Raw genomic sequence first — 19,182 nt, 5'->3', positions numbered from 1 at the left:
TTTGCAGTCGTGGAATTATTGTGGATCAGCTTGTGTAGTTTTCAAAAGCGATTGCAAGTTAGCAGCTTTTGGTTTTACAAGCCAGAATTTACGGCTGTAGAAATCGAACTCATTGCGAATTTTATAAGCCCAAGCACTACCAGTTTCTTTAATATGCTCGTCAATAATACGCAACAAGAACTCTTTATGATCTTCCATAGATTCTGTTGAAATACGGGTTAAGTCAATTAACTCGTGGTTGTAGTAATCTACAAAGTCATTATCGAGGTCAAGCACATAAGCAAAACCGCCTGTCATACCTGCACCGAAGTTATGACCCACTTTTCCAAGCACAGTCACAACACCACCAGTCATATATTCACAGCAGTGGTCACCTGCACCTTCAATAACAGCAAACGCACCAGAGTTACGAACGGCGAAACGCTCACCTGCCGTACCAGCTGCAAATAACTTACCGCCAGTTGCGCCATATAAACAAGTATTACCAATAATTGCTGTATTTTGTGTTTGGAAAGGCGAACCTTTTGGTGGGAAGATCGAGATACGACCACCCGCCATGCCTTTACCTACATAGTCGTTTGCATCACCTTCAAGACGGATATGTAAACCACCAGCATTCCAAACACCAAGTGACTGACCAGCAGTACCTGTTAGGTTCATTACAACCGGATGTGCTTCCATACCCAAGTTGCCATAGCGACGAGCAATCTCACCCGATACACGTGCACCAATTGAACGGTCACAGTTCACGACATTAAAGTTGAACTGACCGCCTGCACTTGACTCAATTGCAGGAAGCATTTCTGCAACCATTTTCTCAGCCAATACACCTTTATCAAATGGTGCATTACCTTGTACTTCACAGTACTGCGCTTTACCTTCAGCAGCAGGATGAGAAGTTAACAATGCACTTAAATCAAGGTGAGCATGTTTTTCAGTTTCACCCGGTAATACTTCAAGTAAGTCCACACGACCAATTAAGTCTTTAAGTGAAGCTACACCAAGAGCCGCTAACCATTCACGTGTTTCTTCTGCAATAAAGTGGAAGAAGTTAATGAGCATTTGTGGTTCGCCAATATAGTGCTCTTGACGTAAATGGTCTTGTTGAGTTGCAACACCTGTTGCACAGTTGTTTAAGTGGCAAATACGTAGATATTTACAACCTAATGCAATCATTGGTGTTGAACCAAAACCGAAACTTTCAGCACCTAAAATTGCTGCCTTAATAACATCAAGACCAGTCTTTAAACCACCATCAGTTTGTACACGTACTTTGCCACGTAAGTCATTTACACGAAGTGCCTGATGCGCTTCACTCAAGCCAAGCTCCCATGGAGAACCTGCGTGGTGAATTGAAGAAAGCGGAGATGCAGCAGTACCACCGTCATAACCAGAAATGGTAATAAAGTCTGCATATGCTTTAGCAACACCAGCAGCAATCGTACCTACACCCGGTTCAGATACCAACTTCACAGATACCATCGCTTTGGGGTTAACTTGTTTCAAGTCAAAAATCAGTTGCGACAAATCTTCAATTGAGTAAATGTCGTGATGTGGCGGAGGTGAAATAAGTGTCACACCCGGTACTGAGTAACGTAAACGCGCAATTAAGCCATTCACTTTACCACCTGGTAACTGACCACCTTCACCTGGTTTTGCACCTTGAGCAACTTTAATTTGCAAAACTTCAGCAGAAGTTAAGTAAGCAGGTGTTACACCGAAACGACCAGATGCAATTTGCTTAATTTTCGAATTACGAATTGTGCCGTAACGTGCAGGGTCTTCACCACCCTCACCAGAGTTTGAACGACCACCAATGGTGTTCATCGCAATTGCAATAGCTTCATGTGCTTCTGGAGAAAGCGCACCTAAAGACATCCCTGCCGAGTCGAAACGAGGCAAGATATCTTCAACCGATTCAACTTGCTCAACCGGAATTGGATTGGTTGTTTTTAACTTAAACAAGTCACGAATAGTCGCGATCGGACGGTTATTCACTAACTCGGCATATTCTTTAAAGTCTTCGTATTTACCAGAGCGAACCGCTTTATGTAGTGAGTTAATCACATCTGGGTTAAACGCATGGTACTCTTTACCAAATACGAATTTAAGCAAACCACCCTGATCAATTGGCTTACGACTAGACCAAGCTGTCGCCGCTAATTTTTTCTGGTCATTTTCAAGATCAACAAATGTTGCACCTTGGATACGACTTGGAACGCCTAAAAAACACTGATCTACAACTTCAGAAGATAAACCTACTGCTTCAAAAAGCTGACCACCACGGTAAGAAGCTACTGTCGAGATACCCATTTTCGAAAGAACTTTTAACAAGCCTTTCTCAATACCTTTACGGAAGTTTGCTTGTGCATGAATCGGATCACCTAAAAGCTCACCTTTCGCAATCAAGTCATTGATTACGTCATATGCAAGGTATGGGTAAACAGCAGTCGCACCAAAACCAAGTAATACCGCAAATTGGTGTGGATCACGTGCAAAACCAGTTTCAACCATAATGTTTGCATCAGTACGCAAACCAGTTTTAATGAGATAATGGTGTACCGCACCCGTTGCAAGTGCAGCGTTTGCAGGTAAGTAACCTTCACGAATGTTTTTATCAGTTAAAACAATTAGGGTTTTACCATCACGAACAGCTTGTGCAGATTCTTCACAAATACGCGTAATTGCCGCTTGCAAACCTTCTGTTTCAGCATAGTTCAAATCAATATCAACTGCCTCATAACCCGCACGCTCAATTGTACGGATTTGCTGCATTTTTGAATTTGACAATACAGGGCTAGAGATGATGATACGATCAGCATGCTCAGGACCTTGTTCGAATACGTTCTGCTCACGCCCCAAACAGGTTTCAAGTGACATAACAATTGATTCACGCAGTGGGTCAATTGGTGGGTTTGTCACCTGTGCAAACTGTTGACGGAAGTAGTCGGTCACATGACGTACTTGACGAGACAATACAGCCATTGGCGTATCGTCACCCATAGAACCAACAGCTTCCTGACCGCTCTCAGCGATTGGACGTAACAACTGGTCGCGCTCTTCAAATGTCACCATAAACATTTTTTGAGCTGCTTTTAATGCTTCACCAGTTAAACCTTTATCAACAAGTTGCTCTTCAAGTTCTGGGTTTGCATTTAAGCGAATCGCGTGATCACGTAACCACTCACGGTACGGGCGCATGTTTTTCAAATGAGTACTAACATCTTTAGTATCAAGTACTTTACCTGTTAAAGTATCGACTACCAAGATTTGACCAGGACCTACACGACCTTTGGAAACTACATCTTCAGGTTCATAGCCCCAAACACCAATTTCAGATGCTAAGGTAATATAATCATTTTTAGTAATTACCCAACGTGCAGGGCGCAGGCCATTACGGTCAAGCATACAAATCGCATGGCGGCCATCTTGAATAACAAGACCAGCAGGACCATCCCAAGCTTCCATATGTTTTGAGTTGAATTCATAGAATGCACGCAAGTCCGTATCTAGAGTTTCAACGTTTTGCCATGCTGGCGGTACGAGCATACGTAAAGCACGGAATAAATCCATACCACCACCCACCAAGATCTCAAGCATATTATCCAAGCTTGAAGAATCCGAACCTGTACGGTTTACAATTGGGTTAAGCTCAGTAAGTCCTGGTAATAATGGGTTTTCAAATTTAGGAGTACGCGCTAACGCCCAGTTACGGTTTGCTGTAATCGTGTTGATTTCACCATTATGCGCAAGGTAACGGAATGGCTGAGCCAAAGGCCAACGCGGTAATGTATTTGTAGAGAAACGTTGGTGGAATACCACGATATGCGATTTTAAGCGCTCATCTGCCAAATCTGTATAGAACTCAGCAATTGCAGCAGGCATCATCAAGCCTTTATAGCTAATAACTGTCGAGCAAAGCGTAGTCACGTAAAATGACGGATCTTTTTGAAGTTGTTGTTCCGCACGGCGACGCGCCAAGAATAACTTACGGTTAAATTCAACCTCAGTTACACCCATTGGACAGTTCACAATGACTTGTTCAAAAGCTGGTAAAGATTGAAGCGCAATTTCACCTAATGCATCGTTATTTGTAGGGACGATACGCCAAGCGAGTACACGTAAACCTTCTGACTCAATTTCTTTTGTTAAAATATTTTTAGAGTGCTGTGCTAATGCAGGATCAATATTTAAAAATACCGTACCCACAGCAAAAATTTCACTTAGTGTAATATCACTTAGTTTTTTTGCTTCATCACGGAAAAATTGCTTTGGCATCGCCAATAATAAGCCGCAACCATCTCCCGTCTTGCCATCTGCGGCAATACCACCACGGTGCGTCATGCAACTTAAACTGTGAATCGCGGTTTCTACTAGATGATGACTTGATTCACCCTTCATATGGGCAATCAGTCCAAAACCACAGTTATCCTTAAACTCATCAGGCTGATATAAACCTTGAGCGGGAGCTACAGTATTAGGCGATGGCATGTGCATAGCGTACCCTTCTTTCAATAAGGCTCTTTCGAGCGTCAAACAAACAACTTCTTTTTGCGATAGTGCCTACGGATGACAGTTAGCTCAATGTTTCGCAAACAAAAAATTTTGGGCTGATAAGCCAATATACGCTGTTCCATTTTTACGTACACTGGTTTTTGCTAGAAAAATGTTTTGACTTATTTCGCACTCTTTTAAAGCAGTTGGACCCCACGCCTCTGCATAGAATTCACTTCTTAGAGGGCTAAAATAGTTTGCAGCACATTAATAAGCACAACAATAAAGCAAAAAGTGTGCCATATTGAAAAAATGAGACTAAATCCTTATATTTATTATAAATATAGTTATTTTATTCGCGTTATCATGTTAAAAAATGTCTAAATATGCACCACATCTGATCAAAAAATATTATCATACAATCAGTTTGCACCATTTTTGCGCATATTATTAGATAAATTAATTCCCTTTTATGCCCTCATTTGTGGCATTTTTCTGTTGTCCCTCATTGATTCGTGTTTGAGGTGTTCTATTAGGCTGATCAATATTAGAATTTGATTGCTGTACATCAACCACATTTCCTTCTGCATCACGACGAATAATAGTAGTTTTTGTAGCTGAATTAGTTGCAGGAGCTTTAGGCTGAGCATTGGCAGTTCCCGTAGCTACTCCTGACATCAATAATGACTCATCAATTGTAGGTAAAGCAGCCGGACGCAGACGTACTTCATAAAGCTGATTATTGCCACCTTTCATCTCATCTGCCCCTAAGTCATTTACCAGTGAGGCATAACTTGAGAACTGTTGTGGCTGAGGTTTAACTGACTCAGGTAATTGCAGGTTAATTTGTGTTAATTGCTGAATTGCATCTTCTGAGCGTTTAAACGTGCCATAAACCAACACATACTGCTCTGCTTGTTGTTCCCCACTTAAACGGAAATAAATAAATTTATTACGGTCGGTACGATTTTTTAAAAAGTTTTTAATAATATCTTCATCAGAGGCACGAAATAACTCAAGCGTCCATTGTTTTTTATTTTCATTAATAAACTTTGTACCGCGAAACTCAGGTTCATGCTCACCCGAAGCCACAGTACGTGTAGTTAAATCGAGTGGACGAACCTCATCAGCCAAAGCACCTAGGTTAGGTGTTGTAGCAACTTTCTCTGGTTGAATTTGTACAGGCGCCTCAGAGTCAGCGGACTTTTCAACTTCAACCAGTTTTTTGCTATCTGTAATTACCCAAAAAATAAAAGCAAGCAATAAGCAGACAATACCACCAACCAACCAGATATATTGTTGAACATTCTGCCAAAGTGTACGTGATACAGTCATGCTTTACCTTATTTGTTATCCGTGTTGATTCGCCAAAATAGCTTGTTTCATCAATTCGACATCAAAGTCCTTGGTAATTACTGCTTGTCCAAGTTGCTTTAACAACACCAAACGTAATTGTCCATTAAGAACTTTTTTGTCATGAGCCATATATCCAAGGAAATCATCCAATGGAATTTGTGGACATGATATCGGCAAATTCGCACGTTGAATGATTTTTTTTGTACGAGCTACATCTTCATTTGAGATCCAGCCCAAACGCTGTGATAAATCTGCTGCCATCACCATACCAGTTGCAACAGCCTCACCATGCAACCAAGTACCATAACCTAGATACGACTCAATCGCATGGCCAAAAGTATGGCCTAAATTAAGTAAAGCGCGTTCACCTTGTTCTTTCTCATCATTCGCAACAATACGCGCTTTATGAGCACATGAACGATAGACAGCTTCTGCAAGTAAATCAGCATCTCTAGCAACAAGGCCATCCATATTTTCTTCAAGCCAAACCAAGAAATCAGCATCACCTAAAAGTGCATATTTGATCACTTCAGCTAAACCGGCCGAAAGCTCACGTTCTGGCAATGTATTCAATTGTGCCATATCAGCTAAAACGACTTGTGGTTGCTGAAAAGCACCTAACATATTCTTGCCAAGCGGATGATTGATTCCTGTTTTTCCGCCAACACTCGAATCGACTTGTGAAAGCAATGTTGTAGGAACCTGCACAAAATAAACGCCACGTTGGAAACAAGCAGAAGCAAACCCCGCCATATCCCCAATCACGCCACCACCTAAAGCTAAAACTGTACAATCGCGATTAAAGCCGGCTTCAAGCAATGCATCAAAAATTAAATTTAAATGTTGAATATCTTTATATTTTTCGCCGTCAGGTAAAATACAAGTCGCAACCGTTTTACCCAGACTTTTTAATGCTTCTTGATAGTGGCTTAAATATAATGGTGCAACCGTAACATTGCTCACAATCATGACCTGTTGACCATGTATATATGGCTCGAGTAACTGTTTCGGGTCAAGTTGACTACCAATAAAAATAGGATAACGGCGTTCGCCTAATTCAACATGTAAAGTTTGCATGAATTTATAAAACCACTAGTCAGTTCGTCTATTTTAACTTGTTCGCTAGAATAAGTTGCAAAATCTTTTGTGCGAGATCACGTGCAGCACCTTGATTTGTTTCAATCGTATAATGTGCAACTTCTCTATACAGGGGGTCTCTAATCTTTAATAAATCCCGTAATTTTTGTTCAGGATTTTCAACTTGTAATAACGGTCTGTTTTTATCTCGATAAGTTCTTTGTAGTTGTAATTCAACAGGAGTATATAAATAAATAACGATTCCACGTTGCTTTAAAAATTCTCGGTTAGGTGCTTGAGTAATCGCCCCACCACCCGTAGCAAGCACTAATGCTTTACGTGAAGTAAGCTCATTTAAGACGACAGTTTCACGGGTACGAAATCCAACTTCTCCTTCTTTTTCAAAAATCCAGGGAATAGTTGCCCCTGTCTTGCGCTCAATTTCATGATCACTATCTAAGAATTCACGCCCTAATAGTTCTGCTAAATGACGTCCAACGGTTGTTTTTCCTGCCCCCATGGGCCCTACCAAATAAATATTTGGTAGGGTTTCAAACGCTTTGCTTGGCAAGGCGCCACCTATTTCAATTGCTTTCATTAAAAAATATATTAATGATTTCTCGCTAAAGTGTCATTAACAATTCGTGGTGTTACGAAAATCAATAATTCTTGTTTATCATCAGACTTTACATCTTTTCTAAATAAACGCCCAACCAAAGGAATATCCCCAAAGAAAGGAACTTTGGTCTGGGTATTCGTCGTTGTTTGTTCAAATACACCACCCAAAATAACGGTTTCTCCATTATCAACTAGCACATTGGTATTGATATTATTCTTATTCAGAATTAGCTCACCATTTGGTGCTTCACCCGCTACAGAGTCCTTAGAAATATCCAATTTCATTTGAATTTTGCCATCAGGTGTAATACTCGGTGTAACATCCAAGCTTAGCAATGCATCTTTAAATGATGTTGTTGCAGTAGAACCAGCACCAGAAGTGGTCGTCATTAAATAAGGAACCTGTTGACCCGTTGCAACTTTCGCAGTTTGCTTATCGGCGGTCATCACTTTAGGTGTTGAAATCACCTCACCATAACCATCAGCTTGTAAAGCAGATAACTCAAGATCCAACATGAAGTCCGACATACTAATAAGACCAAAAGCAATGCTTCCTGCCGGATTAGAAACCCCCAAGTCAACGTTTAAGTTATCAGGACGCTCAATCGTATATTTATAGCCACCCGTAGTTTCATCTTTTTTAGGTTCACGCAAATTCCATAAAGTTGTTTCACTACCACCAACCAACAAATTTTTATTATTGGTGATACCTTGCGAAAGAATGCCCCACTTCACACCAAGTTCTTTGGTAAATGATGTAGATGCTCTTACAATGCGCGCCTCAACCATGACCTGTTTAACTTGTATATCGAGCAGTTCAATCATTTTACGAACTTTATCAATATTTTGTGCTGTATCATTTACAATCAAAGTATTAGTTCGTGTATCAGCAACCGCACTACCACGGGAGCTCAATAAACTCTCTAAAGCAAGAGCATCTGAATTGGCAGTACGATTTGCAACCGCACCTTTACCATCACGAGAATCTTCGATTAACTTTAATACATCAATCGCTTTCGCATAACTCAAACGAATATAATCTGTTTGGATCGGTGCTAACTTGATCGTTTGCGCCAAGGCTTTTGCCTCATCATCTTCTGCTTTAATCAACTCTGCAACAGGAGCAATCCAAATCACATTCCCATTACGACGTTTATCAAGATTTTTAGTTTTTAAAATAATATCCAGAGCCTGATCCCAAGGTACGTCTTTCAAACGTAACGTGATATTGCCTTGTACACTATCAGCCGTCACCATGTTGATGCCCGTAAAATCAGCCAGCAATTGTAGAACACGGCGTACTTCAATATCTTGGAAATCTAGCGAAAGCTTATTTCCAGAATAAGTTGGAGTTTTTGAAGAAGGTGTACTTTTATCTTGTGGTCGTTTCAAACTGATTGTGAGCTTATTTTCAGCCTGATATGCCATGTATTCGTAGCTACCAGATGACTGAATAGTAATTACACCAGCACCTTTATCATTATAAGCATCAATACTTGAGACTGGTGTTGCAAAATCATTTACATTTAGACGACGCGCCAAATGTGCCGGAATTTTTGTACCTAAAGTTCTTATAACAACTTTACTGCCTTGTTGTTGAACATCTACAGGTGTATTACTTCCCAAAAGATCCACAACAACTAAACCTTCTCCCTGACTACCACGCTGAAATCCAATGTTTGAAATACCTTGTGGTTGTGCAGTAACTACTGGTACAGGTTTATTATTCGGTTGGACCGAATTAATTTTTAAAATGAAAGTATTACCTTCCACACGTGTTGTAAACGCTCCAGCATCTTTTAAATTTACAGTTAAACGTGAACGTTGATCATCTGAAGTTACATCTACAGAGCTTGCTTCATTGGTTGCAACAGCAATTTTAGACTGTTTTAAACTTTGTTGAGCTTTATCAAAATCTAATATTAAACGTGACGGATTTTCAAGTTGGTAAGCCTGTGGCTGTGGTGGCAATCCATTAAACATAACTCTAATTTCTGTGCCCTGACCTGCAACTTGCGTTGGTACTATATTGGTCATGCTGACCTGTGCAGATGCAGCCTGCATAATTGCAACAGCTACAGCCCCCATAGAAAACTGACGGAATACCTGATTCATTGTCTGACCATCCCCAATTAAATAATCTTTAAAAATACTTTTTCGTTTTTATTCCCTAAGTTTTAGGGTGCAGGCCCAATCAAGACCAAAGTTCTCGGTCTCTCGACATAGCCTTCTCGACCATCTGGCACAATCTCGACCAGATCAATCTGGGTTGGACTAATATGAGTAATACGGCCCTGATTCATGCCCATATAATTACCCACTTGTACCCGTTCAATTTGATGATCCGGTGTCTGAATCAAAGCCAATATTTGACCACGATTATTACGCATGCTTCCTTTCATATTTAAGGCTTCAAGTGCATAGTTTTCTAATGGTTGCGGTGCACGTGAGAAATTTGGATACACTCGCTTCCCGGCCATAATTTTAAGCTCAGCTGCCAGTGAGCTTGGCATAAACGGGCTTTTTAATTGATGAGCAGCATAATTAAATTGTGGTACAGGGGTAAAAATCGGCGCTGGCTCAATAGGGAGCGGTGGCTGATTACGAATACTTGCCATTTGCTGATTGACTGCGTCAATTCTTGAATCACATCCTACAAGAGCGGCACAGGCCAAAACATAAAGAGTAATTTGCTTAATTTTCATCATAACTCTCCTATTTCGGCTGAGCATTAGGGCTAGTTGGTGCAGTTGCCGCTGCAGCCTTAGCTGGTTGTGCCGATGCCTCTGTTGCTCCTATATATCGATAGGTTTTGGCTTTAATAGAGTAATTAAGCACAGGAATATCTGACTTACTATCTTTAGCTGGAGCAGCCTCTATAACAAAGTCATGCATCGTCACAATACGTGGCAAAGCAGAGATACTACTTACGAAAGCACCGAAAGCGTGATAGTCGCCTGTTGCTTCGATGGCAATTGGTTGTTCAATAAAAATTTCCTGCTTTACTTCATCCTCTAAACGAATATTTTTAAATTTCAATCCAGAGTTCACACCAGTTAAGTTAATATCCTCAACTAAACTTGGAATCTCTGTTTCTTTCGGCAATTGTTCTAGTTGCTGGTTGAAATTTGCCTGCATCTCTTGAAGCTGCACTTGATACTGCTGAAGGTTACGTAATTTGGAGTCTTTTTCTCGAAATTCATTTAATAAATTACCTTCCTGAGCTTGAGCATTATCAATTGCTTGTAGCTTTGGCTGAATAGCAACAAAATAACCCAAAGCCAATACAGCAAAGAAAATAAAAATCCAGCACGTAATTTTTACAGATATTGGCCAACTACCATAGTTGTTCATATCAAGCGTATTAAATTGCTGAAGGAATTTATCGAGATTAAATTTCTTTTTCTTTGAAGCTGTTTGCTCTAATGATAATTCTTGCAGTTCATCTTGACTCATTTGGCTGCCCCCGTGTCTTTCGCTACGGCTGGCTTATCAGCATCGTTATTCGTTGTGGTCACGCCCATTTCCCCCAAATCGACAGTCACAACAAAACTGCCATAGTTATCTTCCACCCTAGGAAGAAGAGAACTCGCAGTCTTATCTTTTTTATCTTCATTAGCCAAGAAAGAATTCATAAAAGCATTACGATACCAAGGAGACGATTCAAGGTTACGAAGCAATTCAGCTACTGTATTTGGACTCTCAGCTTTACCCTCGATCGTAAATTTATCCCCCACTCGACTGAATTTTGTTAGATACATTGCTGGTGGCGTGACTCGAACGAGCTCATCAACTAATCGCACCACTACTGGCCGTTGACTCTGCAAATTTTGAATCAACTTCATACGCTCAATAATGGCATCACGCTGCTCTTGTAAACCGTTTAATGCTTTTAATTGCTGATCAAGGTTTTGATTTGTACTTTTAATAAGTTGGTTTGCTTGTTCTTGATCATCTAATTTATGATCAAAATAGAACCATCCACTAAATACGGTTGTAATCCCCAAAACAACCACACCAAAGCATAAAGTTATAAATTGTTTTTTTCGTTGTTCCCTTAGCTCTTCACGCCAAGGTAGTAAGTTAATTGTTGCCATTAATCAAAACTCCTTAAAGCCAAGCCGCATGCCACCATTAAAGATGAAGCATCATTTTCAATTTTTTGAACGTCGACTTGAGGAGAAAAACCCATTTGTAAAAATGGGTTGGCAATAGTGACACGGTAGCCTAATTTTTGCTGCAAAAGCTTGGCAAGACCTGGAATATTCGCATTGCCACCTGCAAGCAAAATATGGTCTATTTCGTTAAACTGAGATGAAGAAAAGAAGAATTGTAATGAGCGGGCCGCCTGCTGAACCACAGCATCTAGAAATGGATCTAGTACCTCAATTTCATAATCATCTGGCAAAGTACGGTCTTTTTTAGCTCGGCTTGCTTCTTCTAGAGAGAGGCCATAACGACTTTGAATTTCAAGCGTAAGTTGCTTACCACCAAAAACCTGCTCACGAGTATAAATAATCTTGCCATTTTGCATGACCGATAGTGTTGTCATGGTATGGCCGATATCTAAAATTCCTATCGTATTTGCGCCCATCGGCAAGCTATCAGCAAACACACTAAAAGCACGTTCGACTGCATAACTCTCGACATCTGCCAGTTTAGGATTCAAATCTGCCAATTCAAGAACTTCAACACGTGTTTCAACGTTTTCCGTTCTTGTTGCGACCAAAAGAACATTTACTCGATTTGGATTCAGCAAGCGATCAGGCAAAACCTCAAAATCAAGGCTCACCTCATCCAGCGGGAACGGTATGTACTGCTCCGCATCTACACGAATCTGAACTTCACGTTCGTCATCGCTCATATCTGCATCCATTTCGATAGTTTTATGAATAACCGTCGATGTTGGAACAGCAATTGCAGCATTAGTGGTTTGGGGATTTGCTAAATTCATCGCCCGTTCCAAAGCTTCTGCTACCGCTTCTGGATTTAAGATATTTTTTTCAACTACACTGTTTTCAGGTAAAGGCATCAAAGCATAGCTTTCTACCCAATATTTACCGTTCTTGACAGAGAGCTCTAACAACTTAACAGAAGTCGAACTAATATCGACGCCCATTAACCCCTTATTAGGTTTACGATATAACCTGAGCACACTATTGTCCTATTATTTTTTTATCCCCAAAAAAAAATTACAAACCAATAATCTCGGTCTTTATTTTTACACGGATACAATATCTCATCTAACAATCCGCATGTCTAAAGGCTATACTGACCACAATTAGTTTGTATTCGATCTTATTAAAGCTTACTTATCATGAAAAAGCTATCCAGTTTGGGCTTCGTGCGTCCAATTTTTTTGATCATTATTATTATCTTAGTCTCACTTCCGATGGGATTTTATGGCATGTATCTCTATATTGCCCCAACCCTCCCGGAAATGAGTTCACTAAAAAAAGCACCGCTTTTAAAGCCCTTGCAAGTCTATACAGCCGACAACCAACTTATTGCTGAGTACGGTGGTAAACTTTCTATTCCTGTTGAATACAAACAAATTCCTCCTACGTTTATTCATGCATTCCTAGCAGCAGAAGATTCTTCTTTCTTCGAACACAGCGGCATTAGCTTTAAAGGTTTAGGCCGTGCTTTAAGTGAAAGTGTTACTGGGTCTGATGTGCAAACAGGTGGTTCTACCATCACAATGCAGGTTGCAAAAAACTATTATTTAAGCCCAGAAAGAACTTTAAAACGCAAACTAACCGAAATCTTTTTGGCCCGAAAAATTGAACAAAACTTATCTAAAGAAGACATATTAAGTCTTTATGTGAATAAGATTTTCTTGGGTAAAAATGCTTACGGTATCGCAGCTGCTGCAAAAATTTACTATAACGAGAGTATTAATGAGCTCAGCATTGCTCAAATGGCTATGATTTCTGGCTTACCGAAAGCACCATCTAAATACAACCCAGTGGTTAACCCAGAACGGGCACTTGAACGCCGCAACTGGATTTTAGGCCGTATGTTGCAGCTCGGTTATATTTCTCAAGCAGAGTATCAAAAGGCAGTTGCAGAGCCGATCAACTTGAATATGCCCAACCGCGACCTAAATAATATTCACCCATATGCAGGTGAAATGGTCCGCTCAGAGCTTGTAAAACACTTTGGTGAACAAGCAATTGACTCAGGCTATAAGGTTTACACGACCATTAACGCCCAACGTCAGGCTATTGCAGAAAAATCTGTACAAGATGGTTTAGAGGCTTATGACCGTCGTCATGGCTGGCGTGGAGCAGAAGCACATGACAAACCATTAAGCCAATTTAGAGCTTATGCCAATACCTACCCTGCAGAAGTGACTAAAGTAAATAACAACTCTTTTGAAGCGTTAATGCAAGATGGCTCAACAGTCACTGTGCAATGGTCTGGCATGTCTTGGGCCCGCCCCTATCGCAATGCAAATAGCGTAGGTGGAGCACCTTCACGTGCATCTCAGATTGTTAAGGTTAAGGATATTGTTCGTTTACGTCCAAATGAAGCTAAAACTGCATGGTCGTTAGTTCAAGTACCTAAAGTTCAAGGTCAGCTTATCGCAATTAATCCAAATGATGGCTCCATTGAAGCAATTGTTGGTGGTTATAATTTCTATCAATCAAAATTTAACCGTGCTTTACAAGGCTGGCGTCAGCCGGGTTCGACCATCAAACCATTCCTTTATGCTTTAGCATTAGAACGTGGTATGACACCTTATAGCATGGTCAACGATAGCCCGATCACCATTGGTAAGTGGACACCAAAGAACTCTGATGGCCGTTACCTAGGTATGATTCCATTACGCCGTGCTTTGTATTTGTCTCGTAATACCGTCTCTGTAAGACTTTTACAAACTGTAGGGATTGAACGTACTCGTCAGTTATTCATGGATTTTGGTTTACAAGAAGATCAGATTCCACGTAACTACACCATTGCTTTAGGTACACCTCAAGTATTGCCAATTCAAATGGCAACAGGTTATGCAACGTTTGCAAACGGTGGCTACCGTGTCCAACCACATTTCATTCAACGTATTGAAGATGCATACGGTAAAGTGATTTACGAAGCTAAGCCAGAATATGCATGTATTCCATGTATTAATTCACCTGAAACAACTGAAGATGCACAGGCAACTACACCAGATGATCAAGTTGTTGAAGTGACCAATAAAGAGTTGGAACAGAAAGAAAAGGCGGCCAAACAGCTCAACCTAAAACAAACTGATAAGAATAATAGTCAATATCGTCAAGCTCAGCGTATTTTAAAATCAAGCTCTGCTTATGATATGGCAAATATCTTACGTGACGTAATTGAGCATGGTACAGGTCGTGCCGCACTTAAAATTGGCCGTAGTGACTTGGGTGGTAAAACAGGTACAACGAACGACGCAAAAGATGCATGGTTTGCAGGTTTCAACGGCAAGTTAGTCGCAATTACATGGGTCGGCTTTGACCAACCAACAACACTTGGCCGTCGTGAGTATGGTGGTATTGCCGCATTACCAATCTGGATTAACTTTATGGATCAATCTTTAAAAGGTACTCCAGCTTCTTGGGTTCGTTTAGAAAAAGATGCTCAGGCACCTATTTCTCGTGACAAACAAGCTGTCGTTACAGAAATAGGCGATAAGAAAACATATCGTGCTGCACCACCATTAGCACGTCCACTCTATCGTCCTGCACCACCGCAACCGAAAGCTAACACCAATAATGACTTTGATGACCTACCTGGTGAGGAAATTGTAATTCCATCTAAGGCAGCACCTCCAGCAATGAAGCCTTCACAAGGAACAGCGCCGAAGCGTGACAAAGATGAATTAGAAAACTTGATTAACCAAATTGAGTAAAAATAAAAAAGCCATCGTTAGATGGCTTTTTTATTACGCTTTTGAAAAAGATAGATTTGAAAAGATGCTGTCACTTTTAGGTGTGATTGCTGTTCTAATTGCATCCGGCGCTCTGGAGATGCCTTATACGCATAAGGCGTCATAGCGATTAGATTCTTTAAAGCTTCTTGGTCAAGTAATAAAGGAGCATCTATAACTTGCTGTTCTTTCAACTCAAATAAATCTTGTAGTTGCTCTACAAACTTTTCTGGTGTGTGAGGATTAACTTGCTCAAATAAAGCCTCACGCATGGCATACAAATGTTCAGAAGCAGGCGTAACAACAATTAAATAACCATCATCTTTTAAAACACGCGCAATTTCTGCTTGTGGAATCGGGCTAAAAAGACTCGTACACACATCTATACTTTGATCAATTACGGGTAAAGTTGCTCCTGTACCGACAACCCAAGTCACGTTGGCATTTAACTTTGCAGCACGTTGTACTGCATTTTTTGCAATATCTACACCTATACACTGCTCAACAACCTGTTGCATCGTACTAGTGTAATATCCCTCACCACAGCCAATATCAAGTACAGCTTTAGCTTTAAGATGCTTTAGCAAATGAACTACTGCTTGCTGTAAAGGCTGATAATAGCCGCCCTGTAAAAAGGCACGGCGTGCATCTACAGACTCAGGAGTATCCCCGGGATTTTTACTGTGTTTATGCTGTACGACATGTAAGTTCACATAACCTTGCTTTGCAATGTCATAGCTATGACCCTGTTCACACCGCCATGTTTTGTTTACCAGCTCAAGTCGCTGACGACATACGGGGCACATTAAATTTTGCGTAGTCACGTTTAATTGTTCTCTTGTTCTTTTTGTTGCAAATAAGCCTTAGCGTGCATTCCAACAAATGTGCGGCCTGCATTTGTTCCAGAAACCCATTCATCTACTTCAAACAAATCAAACAATCCCACTTTAATTAAAGTTGGAATTGCGATCTTCAACTCTTCTTCAATTTGCCCTCTTTGTCCCGCATTATAGAGTTCAATATTATGCAGCATTGTCGCGACAGTTCCCGTTTGTACCTGACTACCATCTTTAAGTACAACTTGAGGTAATACTTCCCCATCACTAACCACTTTTTGGTTAATTACAGATAATTGGTCTAGCCCAACAACCTTTGTCATTTACCTCTCCAATAAAAAAAGCCAGTAGAAACTGGCTTTATATTGACACCAAAATAAGTTCTAGCGCAATTTTAAGGTCATTAGGCCTAAAACAACTAGCATAATCGTAATAATCCAGAATCGAATTACAACTTGAGTTTCTTTCCAGCCTTGTTTTTCATAGTGATGGTGTAAAGGTGCCATCAAGAATACGCGCTTATTTCGCATTCGCAACGACCCGATTTGCAGGAATACTGATACAGCCTCCATCACAAAAACACCGCCCATAATCGCAAATACGATTTCTTGGCGTACCATCACGGCAATTGTTCCAAGCATTGCGCCTAAAGCTAAAGCGCCCACATCACCCATAAAGACTTGTGCTGGATGTGCGTTATACCAAAGGAATGCTAAGCCTGCACCAATCATCGCAGAACAGATCACCACAAGCTCAGAGGTATATTTCACATATGGAATATGTAAATAGTTAGCGAAACGGATGTCACCAGATAAATAAGCAAATACTCCTAAACCTGAAGCCACCATAACCACCGGCATAATAGCTAAACCATCTAAACCGTCAGTTAAGTTAACCGCATTAGAAGCACCATTAATTACTAAATAGGTGAATACAATAAATGCCAAGCCTAATGGAACAATAGAAAGTGGAATTGAAAGATTCTTAAAGAAAGGAATCAATAAATCCAGCATATTTGCTGTGTATTCTGAATTAGATTGTTCAGTTGCAATTAAATATAACGCAATACCAGCACCAAGTGAGGCAATAGAAGTCCAGAAGAATTTCTTACGTGCAGGTAAGCCCGCATTATCTTTATAGCGAATCTTAATCCAGTCATCTGCCCAGCCAACCGCACCGAACACAACCATTACACCAAGTACAATCCAAACATAAGGGTTAGATAAATCAGCCCACAATAAAGTACTAATACCAATTGAGAGTAGAATTAAAATCCCTCCCATTGTCGGTGTACCCATTTTTTTGGCATGATTTTCAGGAGCAAACGAACTTACTGCCTGACCGTATTTTAACGCTTGTAATTTACGAATCATGATTGGTCCGAGAACCAAACCAATGGTCAGTGACGTTAATACACTGAGTAAAGAACGTAATGTTAAATAACGAACAACCTGAAACGAACTGTGATAGCCCGCAAGTTGTTCAAACAACCATAACAGCATTTAAAGTTTCTCCATCAAATCAGCCATCAACGTTTCCATATGAGTAAAGCGAGAACCTTTAAACAGGAAACTCATGGACTGGGGTTGATGTGTTTGGATTAGATTGATTAAAAATGGAAGCGCCTCAGCTTGAGTCTGAAATGCTTTCAATTTAGTAGAATGAAGGCCCGCACCTTCGAGAGCTGCTGAGGCAAACTGCCCAACTGCAATAATATGATCTAAAGGAAGCTGAGCGAGATCGCGACCTAAATCATGATGTTCTTGCCAACTACTATCGCCAAGTTCCCCAATATCCCCCATCACCATGACTTTAATGCCATTTTGTTGAAGTAATACTTGCGCCGCAGCTCGCATAGATGTTGGATTAGCGTTATAAGTATCATCAATAAATAAATGAGGCGCTTTTTGAATAAAGTTCAAACGGCCTTTCGCACCTTGTGCTTGCTCTAATCCTTTTACAATATCGTCTAGGCTAACACCTAATGCCAAAGCAAATGCTACTGCAGCAGTTGCATTTTGCACATTATGCTCACCTGCAAATGGCAGCCTTACAAAACTTGAACCTTGAGGTGTATGTAACTGGAAATTGGCAGATTGTGGCAACAATTCAATCTCTGTAGCAAAGACATCACCACCAGTACCAAAACTCATAATTTGATGACTTTTTGCTGCTTCACGAATCTCGGTAGTAAAGTCATCTTGTTGCGGAACAATAGCAACACCGTGAGGTAGAATATGACGATAAATTTCTGATTTAGCACGGCAAATACCATCGCGACCACCGAACTCACCTAAGTGAGCAGTCCCAATATTTAAAATGCCAGCGACATGCGGTTGAACAAGTTTTGATGTGTAATCAATTTCACCTTGATGATTTGCCCCAAGTTCCATCACTGCATATTGATGTTCCTTGCGAAGCTCAAGAAGCATCATCGGCACACCAAGGTCATTATTTAAATTGCCTCGGGTAATCAATGTAGGGGCTAAACGAGATAAGATGCTTCCTAGCATTTCTTTAGTAGTGGTTTTACCGCTACTTCCCGTTAAAGCAATAACTTTCAATTGAGCATTTTGTTCACGGCGATATGCACCAAGTTGCCCCAAAGCCAAGCGAGTATCAGCAACTACAAGTTGAGCAATGTTGGCATCTATAGGTTGCTCAACAATAGCGACTTGGCAACCATTTGCAGCGACTTGCGCGACAAAATTATGCGCATCGAAACGTTCACCTTTTAATGCTAAAAAGGCATCCCCACTTTCTGCATGACGCGAGTCAGTCAAAATACGTTTAATTTCAGTTTGAGGGATCTGGTCTTTATGCCAGTAACCCTGTGTTGCCTGTTGTAATTGTTGAGCTGTCCACGGTTCCAAAGGCACGGTACTGGTGGTTGAAGTATGCATAATT

The 19,182-nt window shown here is 40.6% G+C and carries 14 protein-coding genes; 1 reads left to right on the top strand and 13 read right to left on the bottom strand.

The genetic code is table 11. The annotated features are described in order from the left end of the window. Positions 1–15: 15 nt before the first annotated feature. The 9 genes from gltB to J576_RS11580 form a co-directional block, all read right to left on the bottom strand. The gene (gene gltB, locus J576_RS11620) at positions 16–4,491 is read right to left on the bottom strand and encodes a glutamate synthase large subunit (RefSeq protein ID WP_002051753.1); all 4,476 of its coding nucleotides are present in this window, start codon (positions 4,489–4,491) and stop codon (positions 16–18) included. A gap of 462 nt (positions 4,492–4,953) precedes the next feature. After that, positions 4,954–5,829 carry a hypothetical protein gene (locus J576_RS11615; RefSeq protein WP_002051731.1) on the bottom strand — a complete coding sequence of 292 codons (876 nt, stop codon included), beginning with the start codon at positions 5,827–5,829 and terminating at the stop codon, positions 4,954–4,956. Between the two features lie 15 nt (positions 5,830–5,844). Further along, positions 5,845–6,927, bottom strand: coding sequence for a 3-dehydroquinate synthase (aroB, locus tag J576_RS11610; RefSeq protein ID WP_002051763.1), 1,083 nt, complete (start codon positions 6,925–6,927; stop codon positions 5,845–5,847). A gap of 28 nt (positions 6,928–6,955) precedes the next feature. Then, entirely contained in the window at positions 6,956–7,525 is a 570-nt protein-coding gene (gene aroK, locus J576_RS11605; protein WP_002051689.1) for a shikimate kinase AroK, read from the bottom strand. Between the two features lie 11 nt (positions 7,526–7,536). Further along, positions 7,537–9,660 (bottom strand): type IV pilus secretin PilQ, encoded by a 2,124-nt coding sequence (locus J576_RS11600; RefSeq protein WP_002051690.1) that lies wholly within the window; start codon positions 9,658–9,660, stop codon positions 7,537–7,539. A gap of 62 nt (positions 9,661–9,722) precedes the next feature. Continuing rightward, complete coding sequence (locus J576_RS11595) at positions 9,723–10,250, bottom strand: pilus assembly protein PilP (protein WP_006582542.1); 528 nt, start codon at positions 10,248–10,250, stop codon at positions 9,723–9,725. A 10-nt stretch (positions 10,251–10,260) separates the two neighbouring features. Continuing rightward, positions 10,261–11,001, bottom strand: coding sequence for a type IV pilus inner membrane component PilO (locus J576_RS11590; RefSeq protein WP_002051671.1), 741 nt, complete (start codon positions 10,999–11,001; stop codon positions 10,261–10,263). Then, positions 10,998–11,642: a PilN domain-containing protein gene (locus tag J576_RS11585; protein WP_002051643.1), complete on the bottom strand. Its 645-nt coding sequence runs from the start codon at positions 11,640–11,642 to the stop codon at positions 10,998–11,000. The genes J576_RS11590 and J576_RS11585 overlap by 4 nt, the downstream gene beginning before the upstream one ends. Continuing rightward, positions 11,642–12,700, bottom strand: a complete 1,059-nt coding sequence (locus J576_RS11580; RefSeq protein ID WP_004711654.1) for a pilus assembly protein PilM — start codon at positions 12,698–12,700, stop codon at positions 11,642–11,644. Before J576_RS11580 ends, J576_RS11585 begins: the two co-directional genes overlap by 1 nt. Positions 12,701–12,862: 162 nt before the next feature. Here J576_RS11580 and ponA point away from each other — a divergent pair, with 162 nt between their 5' ends. Beyond that, positions 12,863–15,421 carry a penicillin-binding protein PBP1a gene (ponA, locus tag J576_RS11575; protein ID WP_025467931.1) on the top strand — a complete coding sequence of 853 codons (2,559 nt, stop codon included), beginning with the start codon at positions 12,863–12,865 and terminating at the stop codon, positions 15,419–15,421. A gap of 17 nt (positions 15,422–15,438) precedes the next feature. Here ponA and J576_RS11570 read toward each other — a convergent pair whose 3' ends face one another. The 4 genes from J576_RS11570 to J576_RS11555 are packed head-to-tail and all read right to left on the bottom strand — an operon-like array spanning position 15,439 to position 19,178. After that, entirely contained in the window at positions 15,439–16,263 is an 825-nt protein-coding gene (locus J576_RS11570) for a putative RNA methyltransferase (protein WP_147520483.1), read from the bottom strand. A gap of 2 nt (positions 16,264–16,265) precedes the next feature. After that, positions 16,266–16,598: a DUF7709 family protein gene (locus tag J576_RS11565; protein WP_002051722.1), complete on the bottom strand. Its 333-nt coding sequence runs from the start codon at positions 16,596–16,598 to the stop codon at positions 16,266–16,268. Positions 16,599–16,658: 60 nt separating this feature from the next. After that, complete coding sequence (mraY, locus tag J576_RS11560; RefSeq protein WP_002051726.1) at positions 16,659–17,777, bottom strand: phospho-N-acetylmuramoyl-pentapeptide-transferase; 1,119 nt, start codon at positions 17,775–17,777, stop codon at positions 16,659–16,661. Further along, complete coding sequence (locus J576_RS11555; RefSeq protein ID WP_002051714.1) at positions 17,778–19,178, bottom strand: UDP-N-acetylmuramoyl-tripeptide--D-alanyl-D-alanine ligase; 1,401 nt, start codon at positions 19,176–19,178, stop codon at positions 17,778–17,780. Between the last annotated feature and the right edge of the window lie 4 nt (positions 19,179–19,182).

Source organism: Acinetobacter sp. 766875 (genome assembly GCF_000582055.1).
GTDB classification, from domain to species: Bacteria; Pseudomonadota; Gammaproteobacteria; order Pseudomonadales; family Moraxellaceae; genus Acinetobacter; species Acinetobacter nosocomialis.
Note: the sequence above shows the minus strand (reverse complement) of the source record. Positions and strands in the feature narration are given on the sequence as shown.